Genomic DNA, 15939 nt, shown 5'->3' on the forward strand with positions numbered 1-15939 from the left:
AAACGGAACCGTCCGCTTTCTCCGCGCATTTCGATGGACTATGAACAAGACGGCTTCCAACAACGACGCGGGCGGATCATCGGCAGGCTGGACCGTCAGGCTCGGAGAGTCTCCTATCGTAGGTACAGCAATCCACAGCGGCACCGACGTGGGCAGGTCTTGTCGATCCTTCATGCGTCTCTCTGATCCTGACCGGCTTCGAGAAGAGGACCCGTTCACCGAGCGCTTTATCGCGGATTTTCCTACCCAAATCATCGTTCATCGATCTCGCTTCCAAGTAGATCTGAATCGCGCGCGTGAGGCTGCGGTCTACCGGTCGCCCGACCAGTGCTGGGGGCTGGAAGTCTGGCAAGGGCAGCCGGCCGAGGAAATCGTAGAGGAGTCTCTCTCGTTTCACGACGCCTTCTACAGTGAGCTGAACCATGTCCTCGCCAACATCGAGAAGCGTTATGGCAGGTTCGTTCTTGTCGACGTCCATAGCTATAATCACCGGCGCGACGGGCCGGAGGCTATGCCTACGTCTCGCGAAGTCGCGCCGGACATCAACATTGGTACATCTTCTATGGACCGCCAGCGCTGGGCGCCTGTAGTCGACGCTTTCATCGAGACGCTCCGCGGCCATCATTTCAACGGCGGACCGCTCGACGTGCGCGAGAATGTTTCCTTCCAGGGCAAGGGCGAACAGACTCGTTTCGTTCATGCCAACTTTCCAGAAACCGGGTGTGCCATCGCGGTAGAGTTCAAGAAGATTTTCATGGACGAATGGAGCGGCGAGCCCGACTGGGGAGCAATCGAACGGCTGCGCGCCATGCTGGCTTCAACGATACCGGTCCTGGAGTCGGCACTGCGGGGCATGCAATGAAGCCCAAGCTCGTTGAGCCCGCGCCTCCGTTGGCGCATATCGAATCGGACTTGGGCGCGCTTTTTCAGCACGGCAAGCCGATCCGCCGCGAGTTTGGCAACGGCAACCGTTTGCACTTGGATCGGCCGCTGCCCTTTCTATGTGTCCATGTTGGGTCGCACCAGGACGCGGCATTCCATGCCGTCTCCGCCAACGCGTCCTATCTAATTGCAGTAGACATTGGCCTCGCCGGCGAGGTCGCGCGGCTGGTGGCGCGAATGATGCGCGATCACTGCGGCGCGTTCCTCGTGCTGGACATCGGCGAGTTGGCGGAAGACCGGTTCCTGACGGAGGATGTACCGTTCCTGCCGCCTTTCGAGATTGCGCTGGCCTGCGGCAACACGGCGGCGGAGAAGGCTGCACTCAAGAGCTTCGCCACCGCTGCGTCCGCACGCGAAGCAAAATACCGCACGCCGCGGGTGGACGAACTCAACCCCACGGCACGCGCTGAAGCACGGCTCTGGAATGAACTCGGTGATGCGGCGTGCCTGACGGTACGCTTCGCACCGATCTACCGGGTGCCGGGCACCAAGCGCGTCTACCCTGAGCTCCAAGACCTCGTCGTCGCCAACATGGTCGATTCCGCGCTTCAGGCCGTCAGTGCCTTCCTGAAGGCATCAAAGCTGGAACACCCGGCAACCCACCGTTCACTGGGGCGCCGCGCCTATATCGACGCAGTCGTCCGCGCTGATCGGGCGATCGACAACGTTGCATCGACCTTCGATTTTCTGCTTGCCGTCACACCGATCAATGCCGAACCAGCCTGGCTGGAATTCCAGGCCGGTGTCTTCGAGCGTGTGCCCGCACTGCTCTACAGGCCGCTCGAGTTTGAGGTCGCCGCCCAGAAGCGGAAGCTCTATTCGATCTCGCTCGATTATCTGGAAGATCCGCTGCTGACCAAACTGCTCTCCGAAAAGCAGCAGGAACTCGATCTCCAGTTGGCGATGCTTGCGGCACGCGAAACGCCCCGCTTCGTCGAACTCGGACGAGCACTCTATGGCGGCGTTGAGCCAAGCCTTGCGGCAAGGGCACGCACCATTCTCGAAAAGGCGCCGCCAGTTGCTTCGGCGGCCCGGCAGGAGGGTCTCGGTGCTGACGCCATTGCCGCGGCCGCGCGAGAGATGATCGCCAAATACCGGGCGGCCTACCCCGAATTCAATGCTTCCGTGGAAATCCGCGGCGACCTGCCGGCGGGCCTCCTAGTCTCTCGAAACCGACTGCTGGTTTCGCGCGATACTAGACTTCCATCGGAGCGTCTGACTGCACTGCTTAGTCACGAGATCGGTGTTCATCTGCTGACCTATTTCAACGGTGATGCTCAGGGGCTCGCCATCTTCCGAAACGGACTCGCCGGCTACGAGGGGATGCAGGAGGGGCTGGCCGTGCTGGCGGAATATCTTGTCGGCGGCATGACCGCAGCGCGCTTGAGGCTGATCGCGGCCAGGGTCATCGCATGTCAGGCGATGCTTGACTGCGCAACCTTCGAGGAAGCCTTCCGCATTCTCCAAAGGGAGTTCGGTCTCGACCATCGCAGCGCCTTCAACGTCGTTCTGCGTGTCTATCGAGGCGGTGGGCTTGCAAAAGACGCTATCTATCTGCGCGGCCTGGGGCAAATTCTCGATCATCTGAAGAACGGCGGCAGTCTCACCCCCTTCTGGACCGGCAAGATCTCCGCCGCACATTTCGGCGCGATCCAGGAACTCCACGCGCGTGGCCTGCTGCGAGCGCCACGTCTCGAACCTGCGTTTCTCTCTTCCGACGCAGCGCGTCCGCGCCTCAAGAAAGCGATGGCGGGGATCGATCCGATCGATATGGTTGAAACTTGACCGGAGCCTCCTCAATGCGCATTGCATTCTTCGTCAATTCGATTGAGAGCGAGACGCCTGGCTACACGACGACAGCGCTGGCGCTGGCTGCAGTCCAGCGCGGCCATTCTGTTGTCTATGTTGAACCAGGCGACTTCATACTGCGTCCGGATAACGATCTGGCTGCCAGCGTAGTGGTTCTGCCGGATTCTCCCTACAAGACGTCCGACAAGCTGCATGCTGCCCTGAAGGATGCCGCGAGGCAGAAAAAGACCGTCGCGATAAGCGATATTGATATCTTGTTTCTGCGCAACGACCCGTCGCTGGACGCCACCGATCGTCCATGGGCTGCCAATGCAGGCGTTATGTTCGGGCGGCTAGCAGCGGAATGCGGCGTGATTGTCGTCAACGATCCGGACAGTCTAGGGCAGGCACAGAACAAGCTCTACCTTCAGTCTTTTCCCGAGGCGGTTAGGCCGGCGACCCTGATATCGCGCAGTATCACGGAGATCCGCGCGTTCATCGACAAACACTCGAAGGGCTGCATCGTCAAACCACTCCAAGGGTCGGGTGGCAAGAACGTCTTTCATATTGCGACGCCTACCGATTCCAACCTTAACCAGATTTTCGAGGCAGCCAGCGGTGACGGTTATCTCATTGCGCAGGCATATATTCCGGAGGCTAAGGCGGGTGACGTACGTCTTTTCCTGATGAACGGCCTGCCGCTGACGCGCGACGGCAGCTACGCAGCCTTTCGCCGAGTTCCGGCCAAGGGCGACGTCCGGTCCAATATCCATGCCGCCGGAACAGCCCGCAAGGTTAAGGTAACGGGCACGATGTTGGGCATTGCCGAGATGGTGCGCCCCAAGTTGATCAGCGACGGTATGTTTCTGGTTGGCCTTGACATAGTGGGCGACAAACTTCTGGAGATCAACGTCTTCACACCAGGCGGGCTGACACGGCTCGCCGTCATGTACAAGACGGATTTTGCCATAAGCGTCATCGTTGCGCTGGAGGAGAAACGGACGCTGCGACAAGCCTACGGAGCGACCATGCCGAATTCGCGGATGGCGACGCTCTGAGGAACGCAGGCAAGTCGGCCATCAGACCAGCTGGCGCGAAAGTCGCGGACGGCTGATTGGCTCGGAGCAAGTGGCCGAACGGTCTGAGGTTGTCGCGAAGCTCCTGTTGTGTGGCGACTCAATCCTTCGCGTGAAGGGCAGCCTTGAGCAGCGCCATGAATGTCGGCAGGCAGATTGCGATCGTTCGCGTCCAGTCGGACGTATCGCAAGCTCAGCTTGCACGATCCATAGGCATCAGCTTCCAGCAGCTCCAGAAATACGAGAACGCGAGAAACCGTGTGAGCGCGTCCATGCTCTACGAGATCGCACGGTCGCTTGGCGTTCCTGTTAGCCGCTTTTTCGAAGGCCTGCCGGGCAACGAGACCATCGGCGAGGCTCCGCCTCTGCCGGTCGACAAGCGCATCGATTTTATTGCCAGCGCGGAAGGCCGGCGTCTGATTGAGGGACTGATGCAGCTTCCTCCACGGGTGCGCAGCCGCGTGGCGGCCTTGATCTCCGCATTGGGGGACGAACTGGCAGTCATCGCCGCAGACCAGGACAGCGCGAAGGCCGGAGAACCCGCGCCGACCGAACGCAAACGCTTGAGCCGGCAGGGTAGTCCCGCCAGCGAATCGGCTGTCGCTCCACACAGACTGTGCCGTTCCAAATATAGAGCTTAGTCCATAGTGCGATTTTGGCGCCGATTGCCGCCGTCGTTCCAAAACCGGCTGAAAAACCGGCTGAATTCCAAAAATCAAGCCGGGACCGACTCGCCTGATGTGCCAAAAAAGTGCAGGGAAATCAATTGGAACGGCGCGCCCGACGAGATTCGAACTCCTGACCCCCAGATTTTCTGTCGCGACGATGAACCTCCGCCTTTCCTGTTCGATAATCCCAAGCATCCATTAGTAGGGCCTCGGGATCGACAATCCTCTAATCGAGAAAATTTGGAGGGGCGCTCCAGCTGATGAGTTGGCTGACCCGAGCCGGCCGAACGCGAGACAGCATGAGGGCTGCTATCGAACACTCACGCGGCTTCCTCCAGTAGGGTCTTGCGCTTCTTTTTCGCCAACAATTCGCGGACGAACTTATCCCATTTGGCCATGGCTGCCCGTTTTTCAGGCATGTAGTTCCATCGGTCATAGCTCTTGGAACTGACATCTTGGAGCGTATGGTTCTGCAACCGATCTCGGATTTCCTTCGAAAGGCCAGCTTTGCCAGCCAGGGTCTTCCATGTGAGCCATCCAGGCGACGAGAGACGGCGAAGGGGCAGGTTTCGTGAAATTGCTGATGATGTTGGTGTCGAGAAGATAGCGCATCAAATGTCGACCTTACGTCCTTCCTCGTGGGGACGGGTAAGGTCGAGTTCGGAGCCGATCAGCGGCGATGCGAGCAATGCCTTGAGGATGCCGCCCTTCTTTGCTCGCTCACCCGAGATCGTCTGGCTAACGGCGTTGCGGAGCCGGTCGGCGTCAGCGCCCCCCTCGGCCAAGCGCCGGGCAACCGAGCGAATCAGTTCACGGTCGGTGTCGCGGCCGATCACCTCGAAACGCACCATCCCGCGTTCAGTCAGGCGGACACGATAGTTGTCGATAGCGCGTCGTTGAGGACTCTTGCTCATAGGGGCCTCCGGGGGTATAACCGGTAATATAACCAGAACGCCCAGAATCTACAAGGCGGGGTGAGGGCCGCCTTTGTCGAGGACCACCCAAGCTGCCAACCGCCGCCTCGAATACTACGCCAGAATGCGATTGGACCGAAGAGTGCACGTATCTGGACTACGCGGTAGCCGTCCAGGTGGGCGCCGCTGCCGTCGCTAGTTCGATGCAGTATCCGGCTTCCGAAGTTAAGAAGGCAGGCTATCCCATTGAAGAAACTCACGTTTAGATCGAAAATGGCGGCATGTCCGCTAAGATACATCCCTTTCCTGAGCCAGACGGCGGCGACGTCGACTACTTCGATTTCTATGGGGACCGAAGTGGGAGACTGCCGCCGCGCAAGCGAGCCCCGCGTCGGCAGAAGCCGAAGTGGACCCCGAAGATTGTCGACGACTGACCATTTGCGGTCGCCTTGGAGAGCCGCCCGCTTACCTCGGGCGCCATTCGATGCCGGTGGATGTCCCGCCACGCCTTCAGATGCCTGAAGAACTGTCGTCTCGAAGCATCCGGCCAGGCCCGCCAGATCGCCTGATTGTGTGGGCGCAAGCCATCCACGACGTCACGCCAGCCGCCACCGCGAGCCACGGTCGAACGCACGAGGTCCCGGAACCAGCGGACGAACTCCGGCAGACTCTGGTTGAGCGGTATGTCTTGAACTACGATGGGGCTGGTCTTTTTGTGCACCGCCGGGAGCAGGCCTCTGCGTGAAACGGCGACAATCTCGCCGATATGTCCTCGAAGCAGCAGCGAGAGGCAGGTATCGACCATGCTGAGACCGGTGCCAAGGATCAGGACGCGATCGGCCGGTCCGGGCAAGGCGGATTGCTGCTCTTTCGAGGGTGCAAGCAGCGACCCGCCGCGGTTCGCTGTACGTCGTGACCTGTGGCCAGGATGCATTGCTGCGCGACGATGCTGGATCCGTTGGCGAGGCGCAGCTCTAGATAACCGTTGCGCTGAAACAGCTCGACGCATTCCTCATCGACGATCCGCAAGCGCGGACCACCCTTCTGCCGAGGCTCGGTCAGCAACTCTCCAAGATGTTCGCCATAGAGCCGACGTGGAGCAAAATACGTGGTCGGATCATCGATGGGAATGTTGCGTGCCTTCAGCCAGCGCGCGAAATGGTCGGGATCATCGGCAAAGGCGCTCATGTTGGCCGCCCGGACGTTGAGAACGTGCTCCGGGAGGTCGGTCGAATAGGCGAGACCTCGCCCGAGTGAAGCCCGCTTTTCTATGATGGTGATCTCAAGGCCGGCGTTACCGCTTCGCAGGAGATGCGCCGCCATCAGCACTCCGCTTGCACCGCCGCCTATGATTGCAATCGACCTGGTCGGTACCGCAGGGGCGGCTAAATTCCATCTTCCGCGGTAGGCAACCGTCATCACCGCGGGATCTCAGCATTCCGAAGACGCTCGACACAAAGCGCCCGCAACACGCGCGCGGCGTCAGCATAGGCCAATGGTCCTTCGCCAGAGGCAAGAAGCCTTTCGGGGACAACCGCGGCGACATCCTCCAGAATGCGAATCGGAAGCAGATCTGAACAGCTTCGCATACGCCCGAAAACTGCGCTGATGGGGATCGACAGGCCCTCGAATTCGACCAGCGGCTCACCCATGCCATGTTCCCAATCGTCGAAGGCGTCGAGAGCGTCCGAAAAAGCCTGATGCAGATAGACCGGTGCGTGGCCTTCGTGCAGTGCGGGAAGCAAGCGCATCATCAATTCCTCCGGTGATTTGCTAACGAACGCAAGCGAACTCATGAGATTCACAACGCTGGAACTTGCCGCCGAACAGCCCGTCCTGATCTTGAAATCAACGAAAGTGGAGAAGGCCTACCAATGGCCGTACATGCAGAGGTAGAAGCTCTCGTCACGCTCTGGCAGGCGTAAAAGCTCTTCCCCTTGTCGGACGTCTTCTCTCGGCGCGAACGTATCAGCCGCCGCTTCGCGGCCTCGCGAAAAGAACATCCGGAGTCGGCTCCAGACATCCACTGCAGCCAGTCCTAGAAATGTCTGCGTCATCATCACCTCCTGCTCATGCAAGCACGAATGGGTGGTAGGCGTTCAGGCATTCACCTGATCAGTATAACTCCGGAGAGCAGGAAGTCAACAATGTCTACAATTTTTATAGACATTCATGTTTTGGCATCACCGAGAGACCCGTGGCCGTCACGGCGATGCGGGCGCGACGCAAACCAAATTTAGTACCGCCGAAGTAAGCGAGTCGACGTTTTGGAGCTGGCGGCCGCTGAGATTCAGCGCTTCACGGCTGCGCACCTCAAGGAGCAGAACCAACGTTACCGGGCGATGCCAGGGTCGGCCACCCACCGATCCATCCGGCGCTTCACCGCCAAAAGATTTCATGGATCGTTGGGGCGACAGGAGAGCCTGCCACTCCCGGCCACCGGCTCCGCCAGGATTGCGCGTTCATCGACGTTTTGGAGGCGTTCCGTTCGACAACGGGGCCAGTTGAAGCTCCGCATTCGACGGCAAGCCTATGACCGATCTGGGGGCGCAACCCGTCGTGTGCATGTCTTTTCACGATGCCGCCGCCGAATCTGCGATGAGCGCCTTGCAGGCCTAGGCGAGGGCAGGGCGCTACGCTAACTTGCCTCTGACTTCGATAGGCTTCTCTGCTGTTTGCCAGCCATTCCAGCAGAAGCGAAGCGGATCGAAGCGCATGGAAGAATCGCACGCTGGCGTGCAATATCGCGCCCTGGCGTCGAAAAGGCGGTGGCTCCCCGGGCTGAACGAAACCGCGAACTACGTGCTGCCGATTCCCTTCGAAACTACGCCACAGCCCACTATCAGGATTCGGAAGCGGGATCGTGATCGCGCCGAGCGGGATCCGGCTTGCCGGTGGTCCGAAGCCGACATTGAAGGAACGCGCCGTCCGGTTCGCTCTTGAGAAGGGTGAAGTCCGGGCAAAAGACCTGACCGACATCGGCGTTCCTCGTTGCTACCTCGCCCGCATATGCGAGGAAGGGTTGCTCGTGAAGGTAGGTTACGGACGCTATCGCGCGGCCGTTCCCAAAGCAGCTTGATGGCACGATACAAACGGCTCTTCAGGGCACAAGATGCTGACGAGAGCCGGAGCAGGATTAGGTACGCTGGCGGAGAAGCGGCGGGGCTTGTGTTCTGGAACGGGCAAGTAGCGGCAGAGGAAGCTGACGCCCGGGATCGACGTATCGAACGTCTCGATTGGGGCCTGAAGCGGTCGGTCGGCTGCGGTACAGAGGATGACGATTGCGGAATTCAATCAGCAGGCCCGATGTTTTGGCTCGCCCTAAGCCGCCTTTTATAAGCCAAATACGCCGCCGGGAAACGAACATTTGGCTGGGACCAGCACTCGTGACCTGTCCTATCACTCCTGGCCTCGACTCGGCGCTCGCAGGGTAGCGGAGCGTCGCGTCCTCTGGAGGCATTTTCGCGGTTAGGCACCCATCAGATCAGCTACTTGATTCGAGGGTTGAAAAGTTTCTGGCGGTCACCGCAGCCATAACCGACACGCAACACACAACGGCTGACCACCTCGTGCCCGCAGAACTGCCATCAGCGAAAATCCATCACGACCGCTGTTTTCCTCTGGAGGCCGGTAGCTGATCGGCTCATGCGTTACTCAGCACCACGTCTGCGCTCTTACAGGACGCCGAGAGCCGGCTGGCCAACGCGATGGCGTTTTCGAAGGCGCCGGTGTTGGCGACACCCTTGCCGACAATGTCGAAGGCCGTTCCGTGCGCAGGCGTCGTGAAGACGGTGTCGAGGCCCGCCGTGACAGTGACTCCCCGGTTGAAGCCGCGCATCTTCGTCGCGATCTGGCCCTGGTCGTGATACATTGCGAGCACGCCGTCATAGTCGCCGGCGAAGGCTTTCAGATAGACCGTGTCCGATGGAAAGGGACCTTCGCAGGCGAAGCCCCTGGCCGCCATTGCCGCGACGGCCGGGCGGATGATCTCAATCTCCTCCATGCCGAACAGGCCGCCCTCGCCGCCATGCGGGTTGAGCGCGGCGACGGCGAGCCGAGGCGCGGCGATGCCCGCCTTCTTCATCATCGTGGTCGCCAGTTCGATCGCCGCCTCGATCGCCGGGCGGTTGATCTGTTCGACCGCTTGGCGCAGCGAGACATGCGAGGTGACGCGCGACATCCACTGTTTGTCCAGCATGTTCATCTCGCTGAAATAGCCGCGATGGCCAAGCAGGTGGGCGAACATCTTGTGCTCGTCGGGAAATTTCCAGCCGCCATCATACATTGCGCGCTTGTTCAGCGGCGCGAAGGTGATTGCGTCGACCTCGCCGACCTTGGCGAAATCGATCGCGCGCGACAGCGTCTCACCGGTGAGGCGGCCGGACGCCGCACTTGCGACGCCGGGCGCGTAAGGCGCCGGATCGGTGTTTCCGAGGTCGATAAGAGGGATCGCTGCGTCCGACCAGTCGACCGAAGCGGGGCTGGAATAGCGCCGATACTCGAAGGAGACGCCGGCCTGGCGCATGCCGAGATCGAGAACCCGGGCGTCGCCGACGACCACGAGCCGGGCGGTTTCGGCCATCCTGCGGTCATGAAGGATACGGGCAGTTTGTTCGGGGCCGATGCCGGTGCAGTCGCCGGTTGTGACAGCGATGATGGGGAGGCTCATGATATTCTCCGCGAAGTCGTGGATGCGGCGAGCAGCGCCTCGGCGATCGCCTTGCCGCAGGTGACGGTATCGGCGCTGCCGCCGAGATCGCCGGTGCGAAGCGCCGGATCGGCAAGCACTGCCTCGATTGCCGAGACGATCGCCGCAGCCGCATCGGCGTGGCCGAGATGGTCGATCATCATCGCACCCGCCCATATCTGACCAACGGGATTGGCAATGCCCTTGCCGGCGATGTCCGGGGCCGAGCCATGGACCGGCTCAAACAAAGACGGAAAGTTCCGCTCGGGATTGATGTTGCCGGACGGCGCGATGCCGATGGTTCCGGTGCAGGCGGGGCCAAGATCGGACAGGATGTCGCCGAAGAGATTGGAGGCGACGACGACGTCGAAGCGGTCGGGGTTCAGCACGAAAAGCGCGCAGAGAATGTCGATGTGGTACTTGTCCCAGCGGACATCCGGATAGGATTTCGCCATCGCCTCCACCCGTTCATCCCAATAGGGCATGGTGATCGAGATACCGTTCGACTTCGTCGCCGACGTCAGGTGCTTTTTGCCGCGGCTCCGGGCGAGGCCGAAGGCGAAGCGCAGGATGCGGTCGATGCCGACGCGGCTCATCACCGTCTCCTGCAGCACGATCTCGCGATCGGTGCCCGGATACATCTTACCGCCGATCGACGAATATTCGCCCTCGGTGTTTTCGCGCACGACGAAGAAATCGATGTCGCCGGGTTCGCGGCCGGCGAGCGGCGAGCGCACACCGGGCATGAGCCGCACCGGGCGGAGATTGACATATTGGTCGAACTCGCGCCGGAACTGCAGAAGCGAACCCCACAGCGAAACATGGTCGGGTACCGTTTCCGGCCAGCCGACGGCGCCGAAGAAGATCGCATCGTGCCCGCCGATCCTCGCCTTCCAGTCCTCGGGCATCATTCGCCCGTGTTCGGCGTAATAATCGCAGGAAGCGAAGTCGAAGTGATCGAACGCAAGGCCGATGTCGAATTTTTCGGCGGCGGCTTCTAGGACGCGAAGGCCCTCGGGTACGACTTCCTTGCCGATGCCGTCGCCGGGGATGACAGCGATGTTCAGGCGGTTGCTCGTCATCTCTGGCTTCCCTTCTACTCGTTGTCGCCGAGGAGCGCTGCGCAGACCGCTTCTGTGACCCTGGCTGTCGTGGCCGTGCCGCCGAGGTCGGGCGTGTGCAGTGACGCATCCGCGGTGACGCGCTCGATGGCGCGCATCAGGCGCGCCGCGGCGGCGGGCTCGCCGAGATGCTCCAGCATCATCACCGCCGACCAGAAGGTACCGACCGGATTGGCGATGCCTTTGCCGGTAATGTCGAAGGCCGAGCCGTGGATCGGCTCGAACATCGACGGAAAATTTCTCTCGGGATTGAGATTGGCCGTCGGCGCAATGCCGATCGAGCCGGCGAGCGCCGCAGCAAGGTCCGAGAGGATATCGGCGTGGAGATTGGTCGCGACGATCGTGTCGAGCGAGCGCGGATTGAGCGTCATTCGGACCGTCATCGCGTCGACCAGCATCTTGTCCCAGGCGACATCGGGGAAATCGGCCGCGACCTCGCGGGCGATATCGTCCCAGAGCACCATGCCGTGACGCTGAGCGTTGGACTTGGTGACCACGGTCAGCAGTTTCCGCGGCCGCGACCGCGCCATCTCGAAGGCGAAACGCATGATGCGCGTCACGCCGGCGCGGGTGAAGATCGAGACTTCAGTTGCGACCTCCTCGGGCAGGCCGCGATGCGAGCGGCCGCCCTGGCCGGCATATTCGCCTTCGGAATTCTCCCGGACGATGACCCAGTCGAGATCGCTCGGCGTGACGCCTCGGAGCGGGCTTTCGATGCCGGGCAGGATACGCGTCGGGCGGACATTGGCGTACTGGTCGAAGGGCTGGCAGATCGCAAGGCGCAGCCCCCACAGCGTCAGATGATCGGGCACGTCGGGCGCACCCACGGCGCCGAAATAGATCGCGTTGAAGGCCTTCAGTTGCTCGGTCCCGTCCTCGGGCATCATAGTGCCGTTGGCCTTGTAGTAGTCCGAGCCCCAGTCGAAATGCTGGACCTTGAGATCGAAACCCCCGTCGCGCGCGGCGCAGACGGCCAGTACGCGAAGGCCAGCCGCAACCACCTCCTTGCCGATTCCGTCGCCTGGAATAGCCGCGATCCTGTAGCTTCGCATCGATTCCCGTCCTCCGCTGGTAACGCCAAACCACAGCAACGATTTCGTGATGCCGAAAACGTCAAGAATTGTCAATTATAAACTGTTGACAATTTTTCCGAATGGGTGCGACGCTTCGGCCGGCGCACCTGTTCCGATGTCATAGCCAGGGAGAAATGCAATCTCGTTGCAAGCGAACCAGCAAATATCCGGAATGCCCCCGCTCCCCGAGAGCCATCCCGGCCTTATGCGGGGATTCCGTTACGAGCGCGTCCGTACGGGCGGCACCGAGATCAACGTCGCGATCGCTGGAAAAGGGCCGCCGCTCCTGCTGCTGCACGGCAATCCGCTGACCCATGTAAGCTGGCACAAGATCGCCCCGACGCTCGCCGAAAGCTTCACCGTCGTTGCGCCCGACCTTCGCGGCTACGGCGACAGTTCCAAGCCCGATGGCGGCGAGGATCATTCCGCCTATTCGTTCCGGGCGATGGGCAAGGACAATGTCGCCGTCATGGCGCATTTCGGTTTCGACCGGTTTCAGGTCGCCGGGCATGATCGCGGCGCGCGGGTGGCGTTCCGCATGGCGCTGGATTTTCCCGGGCGGATCGAGCGCATGGCCGCTCTCGACATAGTGCCGACCCATCATGCGCTGACCAGCGTCACGCTCGGCTGGGGGCTCGAAGCCTATCACTGGTTCTTCATGGCCCAGAAAGCGCCGTTCCCGGAAAAGCTGCTGACGGCGGACCTCGACTATTACATCGACTACAAGCTGAACAAGAAGGGCGTCGGGCTGGAAATCTTCAGCCCGCAGGCGATGGCCGAATACAAGCGCTGCACGACGCCCGAGCAGATCCACGCCGTCTGCGAGGATTATCGCGCCACCGTCGGCGTCGACCTGGCAATGGACACGGCGGATTTCGGCAAGCGGACGATTGCGTGTCCGGTGCTCGTTCTCTGGGGTTCGAACAGCCATTGCGGCCGGCATTTCGCCCCGCTCGAAGCGTGGGAGCCCTGGGCCCCGGACCTTCGCGGCTGGGCCGTGCCGACCGGCCACTATCCGGCCGAGCAGCGGCCGGACATCATCTACGAGGCGTTCTGGCAATTTTTCAACGGGCACGAACCCAGCTCGTTAGCCGGCTGACGGATCGCCCGGCTTCAAGCGGCAGAAACGCCGGATTCGATCGCGGCGAGGATGCCGCGGGTCATTTCGGCGGTGCCGGCGATTCCCCTGATGTCGCGGGTGCGGGTGGCGGGATCGGCGAGTGCGGCGGTGATGGCGGCTTCCATGATCGCCGACGCCTCAACGGCCTCCGCTATCTTACGGTTGTGGCCGAGCCACTCGATCATCATGCGGGCAGATTCGATCATCGCGAACGGATTGGCGATGCCCTTGCCAGCGATGTCGGGAGCCGAGCCGTGCGTCGCCTGCGCCATCGCCAGATTGCCTTCTCCGATGCACAGGCCTGGCGCCATGCCGAGGCCGCCGACGAGGCCCGCCGCCTCGTCGGTCAGGATGTCGCCGAACATGTTTGTGGTGACGACAACATCAAAACTCTGCGGATCGCGAATGAGCCGCATCGCCATCGTGTCGACGATCACTTCGTCCACCGTCACATCCGGGAATTCCTTGGCGATTCGGTAGCATTCCTCGACGAACATGCCGCAGCCGAGCTTGAAGACGGTGTTCTTGTGGACCACTGTCAGGCGCTTCTTGCGCTGCCGCGCGATCTCGAAGGCGGCGCGAGCGACGCGCGACGACCCGGCGCGGGTGATGACGCGGACCGAGATCGTCACATCCTCCGTCGGTCGGAACTCGCCTGAACCGGCGACGACGTTGCGGTCGGGCTGAAAGCCCTCATTGTTCTCGCGCACGATGACCAAATCGACGCCGTCATGGATCGCGCCGAGGCCGGGATAGGAGCGCGTCGGACGGATATTGGCGAAGAGGTCGAAGCGCTTGCGCATGATCGGATGCGGATTGATCGCGCCGGGAACTTTTGGGTAGGCCTGATGGCCGATCGGGCCGAGGATGAAGCCGTCCATCTTCGACAGCGCCTCCATCGTGCCGTCCGGCAAGGTCGAGCCATGCGTGTCGAGCGCGGTGCGGCCGATCGGCATGGGCCGCCAGTCGATGCGCAGGCCCGTCTTTGCGGCGGCGGCGCGGGTCACCTCGACCGCCGCCGGCACGATCTCGTGGCCGATATCGTCGCCGTTCAGGATCCCGATAACGAGATGGCTTTGCATGGTAGTGTCCTTTCAGACGCGGGCCGCGCCGGCGCGTGCAATCTGCGCGACGTCCACCGCCGTTTCGAGCGCCCAGCCCCTGGCGAGGAGGTCGCGGGCGGCCTTCTCGCCGATCACCGGGATCGACTGGCTGATGAATTTTTCGCCGATCGCCACGTTGGAGAGCGGCCGTTCCAGGCTGCCGATCGCATGCGGGACATGGAGGCTGATCCGTTCTCCGTCCTCGAGCGTGACGGCGATGTGCACCGCGTCTTCGTCAACGCTCGTGTCGCTCGTCGCCGTCACCTTGTCGCGCAGCGCCATGATGGCGGGATCGCGCACGGCCCCGTCGGTGAACGCCGTCGGCGAGCCGTCGCTGCGCAGGAGCGCCGTCGCGGCGGCATGAAAGACGCTGAACTTACCCTCCAGCCCGGTCTTCGGCGTCCTCTTGCCGGTGAGTTCCAGCACCAGCGGATGCGTGCGCAATTCGACGGCAACGATCGCGGAAACCCTGTCACCCAGTCTTTCGCGCAACTGCTGGCAGCCGTCGATAGTGGGATGGATGACGATGCCGCAGGCATAGGGCTTGTAGGTGTTGAGGCCGGCCTCCCAGCGCGTCCCGAGGCCACCGATGATCTCGGAATAGTCCTGCTTGGTGGAAAGCACGTTGGCAAAGCCGCGCGGCGCTTCGATGGCGCGGTCCGAACTGTCGAAATTCGCCTTGGCGAGGAAGGCCGCCATGGCGCCGTTCTGCGCGGCGCGGCCGGGATGAAAACTCTTGCACATCGTGCCGAACATTTCGCGCAAGCCCGACGACTGCGTCGCCGCGATGCCGAAAGCCCAGACCATCTGCTGGCGCGTCAGGCCGATGAGCTTGCCAGTCGCTGCGGCAGCGCCGAACACGCCCGCCGTGCCGGTGATGTGCCAGCCGCGATCGTAGTGGTCGGGATAGACGCAGTTGCCGATGCGGCACTCGACCTCGACGCCGACGATCAGCGCCGTCAGGAAGTCGCGGCCGCTGATCGCCAGGCTTTCCGCCACCGCAAGGATTGCCGATGCGACTGGGCCGGCGGGATGGATTATCGTCTTCAGATGGGTGTCGTCGTAGTCGAGCACATGCGAGGAAATGCCGTTGACTAGCGCGGCGTGGAGTTCGTCGAGCCGCTCGGTGCGGCCGATCACCTGCGCCCGCTCGGGGCCGGAAAACATCCGCATCGCGTCGAGCGCGCGATCGACGGTCTCGTGACGTGCGCCACCAACGGCGCAGCCGAGCCAGTTGACGAAGGTCCTGACACCTTCGGCGCGAACATCGGCGGGAATCTCGTCGGCGCGGAGATCCACGGCCCAGTCGGCCAGTCGTTTGGTGATCCCGGTGTCGTTCATCGTCTTACTGTCTTTCGATTGGGCAGGGATTCAGTCGCGGGCGCCGTTCAAACGGCGCGAAGGGTTTCGAAGAGGGTCGCGGCAGACCGCTGGCCGAAGCGACGAA

Annotated in this window: 14 protein-coding genes and 2 pseudogenes; 6 read left to right on the top strand and 10 right to left on the bottom strand. The window is 61.9% G+C overall.

Annotated elements, in window-relative coordinates; genetic code table 11:
- The first annotated feature begins 40 nt into the window (after positions 1-40).
- The 4 genes from NMG80_RS12805 (at position 41) to NMG80_RS12820 (ending at position 4447) form a co-directional block, all read left to right on the top strand.
- On the top strand, positions 41-862 hold the full coding sequence (locus tag NMG80_RS12805; RefSeq protein WP_254018433.1) for an N-formylglutamate amidohydrolase: 822 nt from the start codon (positions 41-43) through the stop codon (positions 860-862).
- On the top strand, positions 859-2727 hold the full coding sequence (locus tag NMG80_RS12810) for a flavohemoglobin expression-modulating QEGLA motif protein (protein WP_254018434.1): 1869 nt from the start codon (positions 859-861) through the stop codon (positions 2725-2727). The genes NMG80_RS12805 and NMG80_RS12810 overlap by 4 nt, the downstream gene beginning before the upstream one ends.
- Before the next feature lie 14 nt (positions 2728-2741).
- Positions 2742-3788: a glutathione synthetase gene (locus NMG80_RS12815; RefSeq protein ID WP_254018600.1), complete on the top strand. Its 1047-nt coding sequence runs from the start codon at positions 2742-2744 to the stop codon at positions 3786-3788.
- 143 nt (positions 3789-3931) lie between these two features.
- Positions 3932-4447 (top strand): helix-turn-helix domain-containing protein, encoded by a 516-nt coding sequence (locus tag NMG80_RS12820; protein ID WP_436798605.1) that lies wholly within the window; start codon positions 3932-3934, stop codon positions 4445-4447.
- A 347-nt stretch (positions 4448-4794) separates the two neighbouring features.
- Here the strand turns inward: NMG80_RS12820 and NMG80_RS12825 are convergent.
- From NMG80_RS12825 to NMG80_RS12845, 5 genes and pseudogenes are all read right to left on the bottom strand, one after another.
- Positions 4795-5004 (bottom strand): annotated as a pseudogene (locus NMG80_RS12825) (site-specific integrase); the annotation flags it as partial.
- Positions 4994-5086 (bottom strand): annotated as a pseudogene (locus NMG80_RS12830) (VapC toxin family PIN domain ribonuclease); the annotation flags it as partial. The pseudogenes NMG80_RS12825 and NMG80_RS12830, both read right to left, overlap by 11 nt.
- Positions 5086-5388, bottom strand: coding sequence for a hypothetical protein (locus NMG80_RS12835; protein WP_254018436.1), 303 nt, complete (start codon positions 5386-5388; stop codon positions 5086-5088). The gene NMG80_RS12835 and the pseudogene NMG80_RS12830, both read right to left, overlap by 1 nt.
- Positions 5389-6213: 825 nt before the next feature.
- Positions 6214-6807, bottom strand: a complete 594-nt coding sequence (locus NMG80_RS12840) for an FAD/NAD(P)-binding protein (RefSeq protein WP_301943353.1) — start codon at positions 6805-6807, stop codon at positions 6214-6216.
- Positions 6807-7142, bottom strand: a complete 336-nt coding sequence (locus NMG80_RS12845) for a BRA0787 family protein (protein WP_254018438.1) — start codon at positions 7140-7142, stop codon at positions 6807-6809. Before NMG80_RS12845 ends, NMG80_RS12840 begins: the two co-directional genes overlap by 1 nt.
- A gap of 1109 nt (positions 7143-8251) precedes the next feature.
- Between NMG80_RS12845 and NMG80_RS12850 the strand changes: the two genes are divergently transcribed.
- Positions 8252-8467 carry a type IV toxin-antitoxin system AbiEi family antitoxin domain-containing protein gene (locus NMG80_RS12850; protein ID WP_254018439.1) on the top strand — a complete coding sequence of 72 codons (216 nt, stop codon included), beginning with the start codon at positions 8252-8254 and terminating at the stop codon, positions 8465-8467.
- A 564-nt stretch (positions 8468-9031) separates the two neighbouring features.
- Here the strand turns inward: NMG80_RS12850 and NMG80_RS12855 are convergent.
- The 3 genes from NMG80_RS12855 to NMG80_RS12865 are packed head-to-tail and all read right to left on the bottom strand — an operon-like array spanning position 9032 to position 12248.
- On the bottom strand, positions 9032-10057 hold the full coding sequence (locus NMG80_RS12855; RefSeq protein ID WP_254018440.1) for a PdxA family dehydrogenase: 1026 nt from the start codon (positions 10055-10057) through the stop codon (positions 9032-9034).
- Positions 10054-11157 (bottom strand): tartrate dehydrogenase, encoded by a 1104-nt coding sequence (locus NMG80_RS12860; RefSeq protein WP_254018441.1) that lies wholly within the window; start codon positions 11155-11157, stop codon positions 10054-10056. Before NMG80_RS12860 ends, NMG80_RS12855 begins: the two co-directional genes overlap by 4 nt.
- A 14-nt stretch (positions 11158-11171) precedes the next feature.
- Positions 11172-12248: a tartrate dehydrogenase gene (locus NMG80_RS12865; RefSeq protein WP_254018442.1), complete on the bottom strand. Its 1077-nt coding sequence runs from the start codon at positions 12246-12248 to the stop codon at positions 11172-11174.
- Positions 12249-12441: 193 nt separating this feature from the next.
- Here NMG80_RS12865 and NMG80_RS12870 point away from each other — a divergent pair, with 193 nt between their 5' ends.
- The gene (locus NMG80_RS12870) at positions 12442-13368 is read left to right on the top strand and encodes an alpha/beta fold hydrolase (protein WP_254018443.1); all 927 of its coding nucleotides are present in this window, start codon (positions 12442-12444) and stop codon (positions 13366-13368) included.
- Positions 13369-13382: 14 nt separating this feature from the next.
- Here NMG80_RS12870 and NMG80_RS12875 read toward each other — a convergent pair whose 3' ends face one another.
- Both NMG80_RS12875 and NMG80_RS12880 read right to left on the bottom strand, forming a co-directional pair.
- A complete protein-coding gene (locus NMG80_RS12875) occupies positions 13383-14471 on the bottom strand; it encodes an isocitrate/isopropylmalate dehydrogenase family protein (RefSeq protein WP_254018444.1) in 1089 nt (362 codons plus the stop codon).
- 12 nt (positions 14472-14483) lie between these two features.
- Positions 14484-15833: an MmgE/PrpD family protein gene (locus NMG80_RS12880; protein WP_254018445.1), complete on the bottom strand. Its 1350-nt coding sequence runs from the start codon at positions 15831-15833 to the stop codon at positions 14484-14486.
- Positions 15834-15939: the final 106 nt, after the last annotated feature.

This window comes from Mesorhizobium escarrei (assembly GCF_935825525.1).
In the GTDB taxonomy this organism is placed as follows: Bacteria; Pseudomonadota; Alphaproteobacteria; order Rhizobiales; family Rhizobiaceae; genus Mesorhizobium; species Mesorhizobium escarrei.

Coding starts and splice junctions, on each gene's coding strand:
- NMG80_RS12805 (WP_254018433.1), top strand. CDS start 41: ATGAACAAGACGGCTTCCAACAACGACGCGGGCGGATCATCGGCAGGC.
- NMG80_RS12810 (WP_254018434.1), top strand. CDS start 859: ATGAAGCCCAAGCTCGTTGAGCCCGCGCCTCCGTTGGCGCATATCGAA.
- NMG80_RS12815 (WP_254018600.1), top strand. CDS start 2,742: ATGCGCATTGCATTCTTCGTCAATTCGATTGAGAGCGAGACGCCTGGC.
- NMG80_RS12835 (WP_254018436.1), bottom strand. CDS start 5,388: ATGAGCAAGAGTCCTCAACGACGCGCTATCGACAACTATCGTGTCCGC.
- NMG80_RS12840 (WP_301943353.1), bottom strand. CDS start 6,807: ATGACGGTTGCCTACCGCGGAAGATGGAATTTAGCCGCCCCTGCGGTA.
- NMG80_RS12845 (WP_254018438.1), bottom strand. CDS start 7,142: ATGATGCGCTTGCTTCCCGCACTGCACGAAGGCCACGCACCGGTCTAT.
- NMG80_RS12855 (WP_254018440.1), bottom strand. CDS start 10,057: ATGAGCCTCCCCATCATCGCTGTCACAACCGGCGACTGCACCGGCATC.
- NMG80_RS12860 (WP_254018441.1), bottom strand. CDS start 11,157: ATGACGAGCAACCGCCTGAACATCGCTGTCATCCCCGGCGACGGCATC.
- NMG80_RS12865 (WP_254018442.1), bottom strand. CDS start 12,248: ATGCGAAGCTACAGGATCGCGGCTATTCCAGGCGACGGAATCGGCAAG.
- NMG80_RS12870 (WP_254018443.1), top strand. CDS start 12,442: ATGCCCCCGCTCCCCGAGAGCCATCCCGGCCTTATGCGGGGATTCCGT.
- NMG80_RS12875 (WP_254018444.1), bottom strand. CDS start 14,471: ATGCAAAGCCATCTCGTTATCGGGATCCTGAACGGCGACGATATCGGC.
- NMG80_RS12880 (WP_254018445.1), bottom strand. CDS start 15,833: ATGAACGACACCGGGATCACCAAACGACTGGCCGACTGGGCCGTGGAT.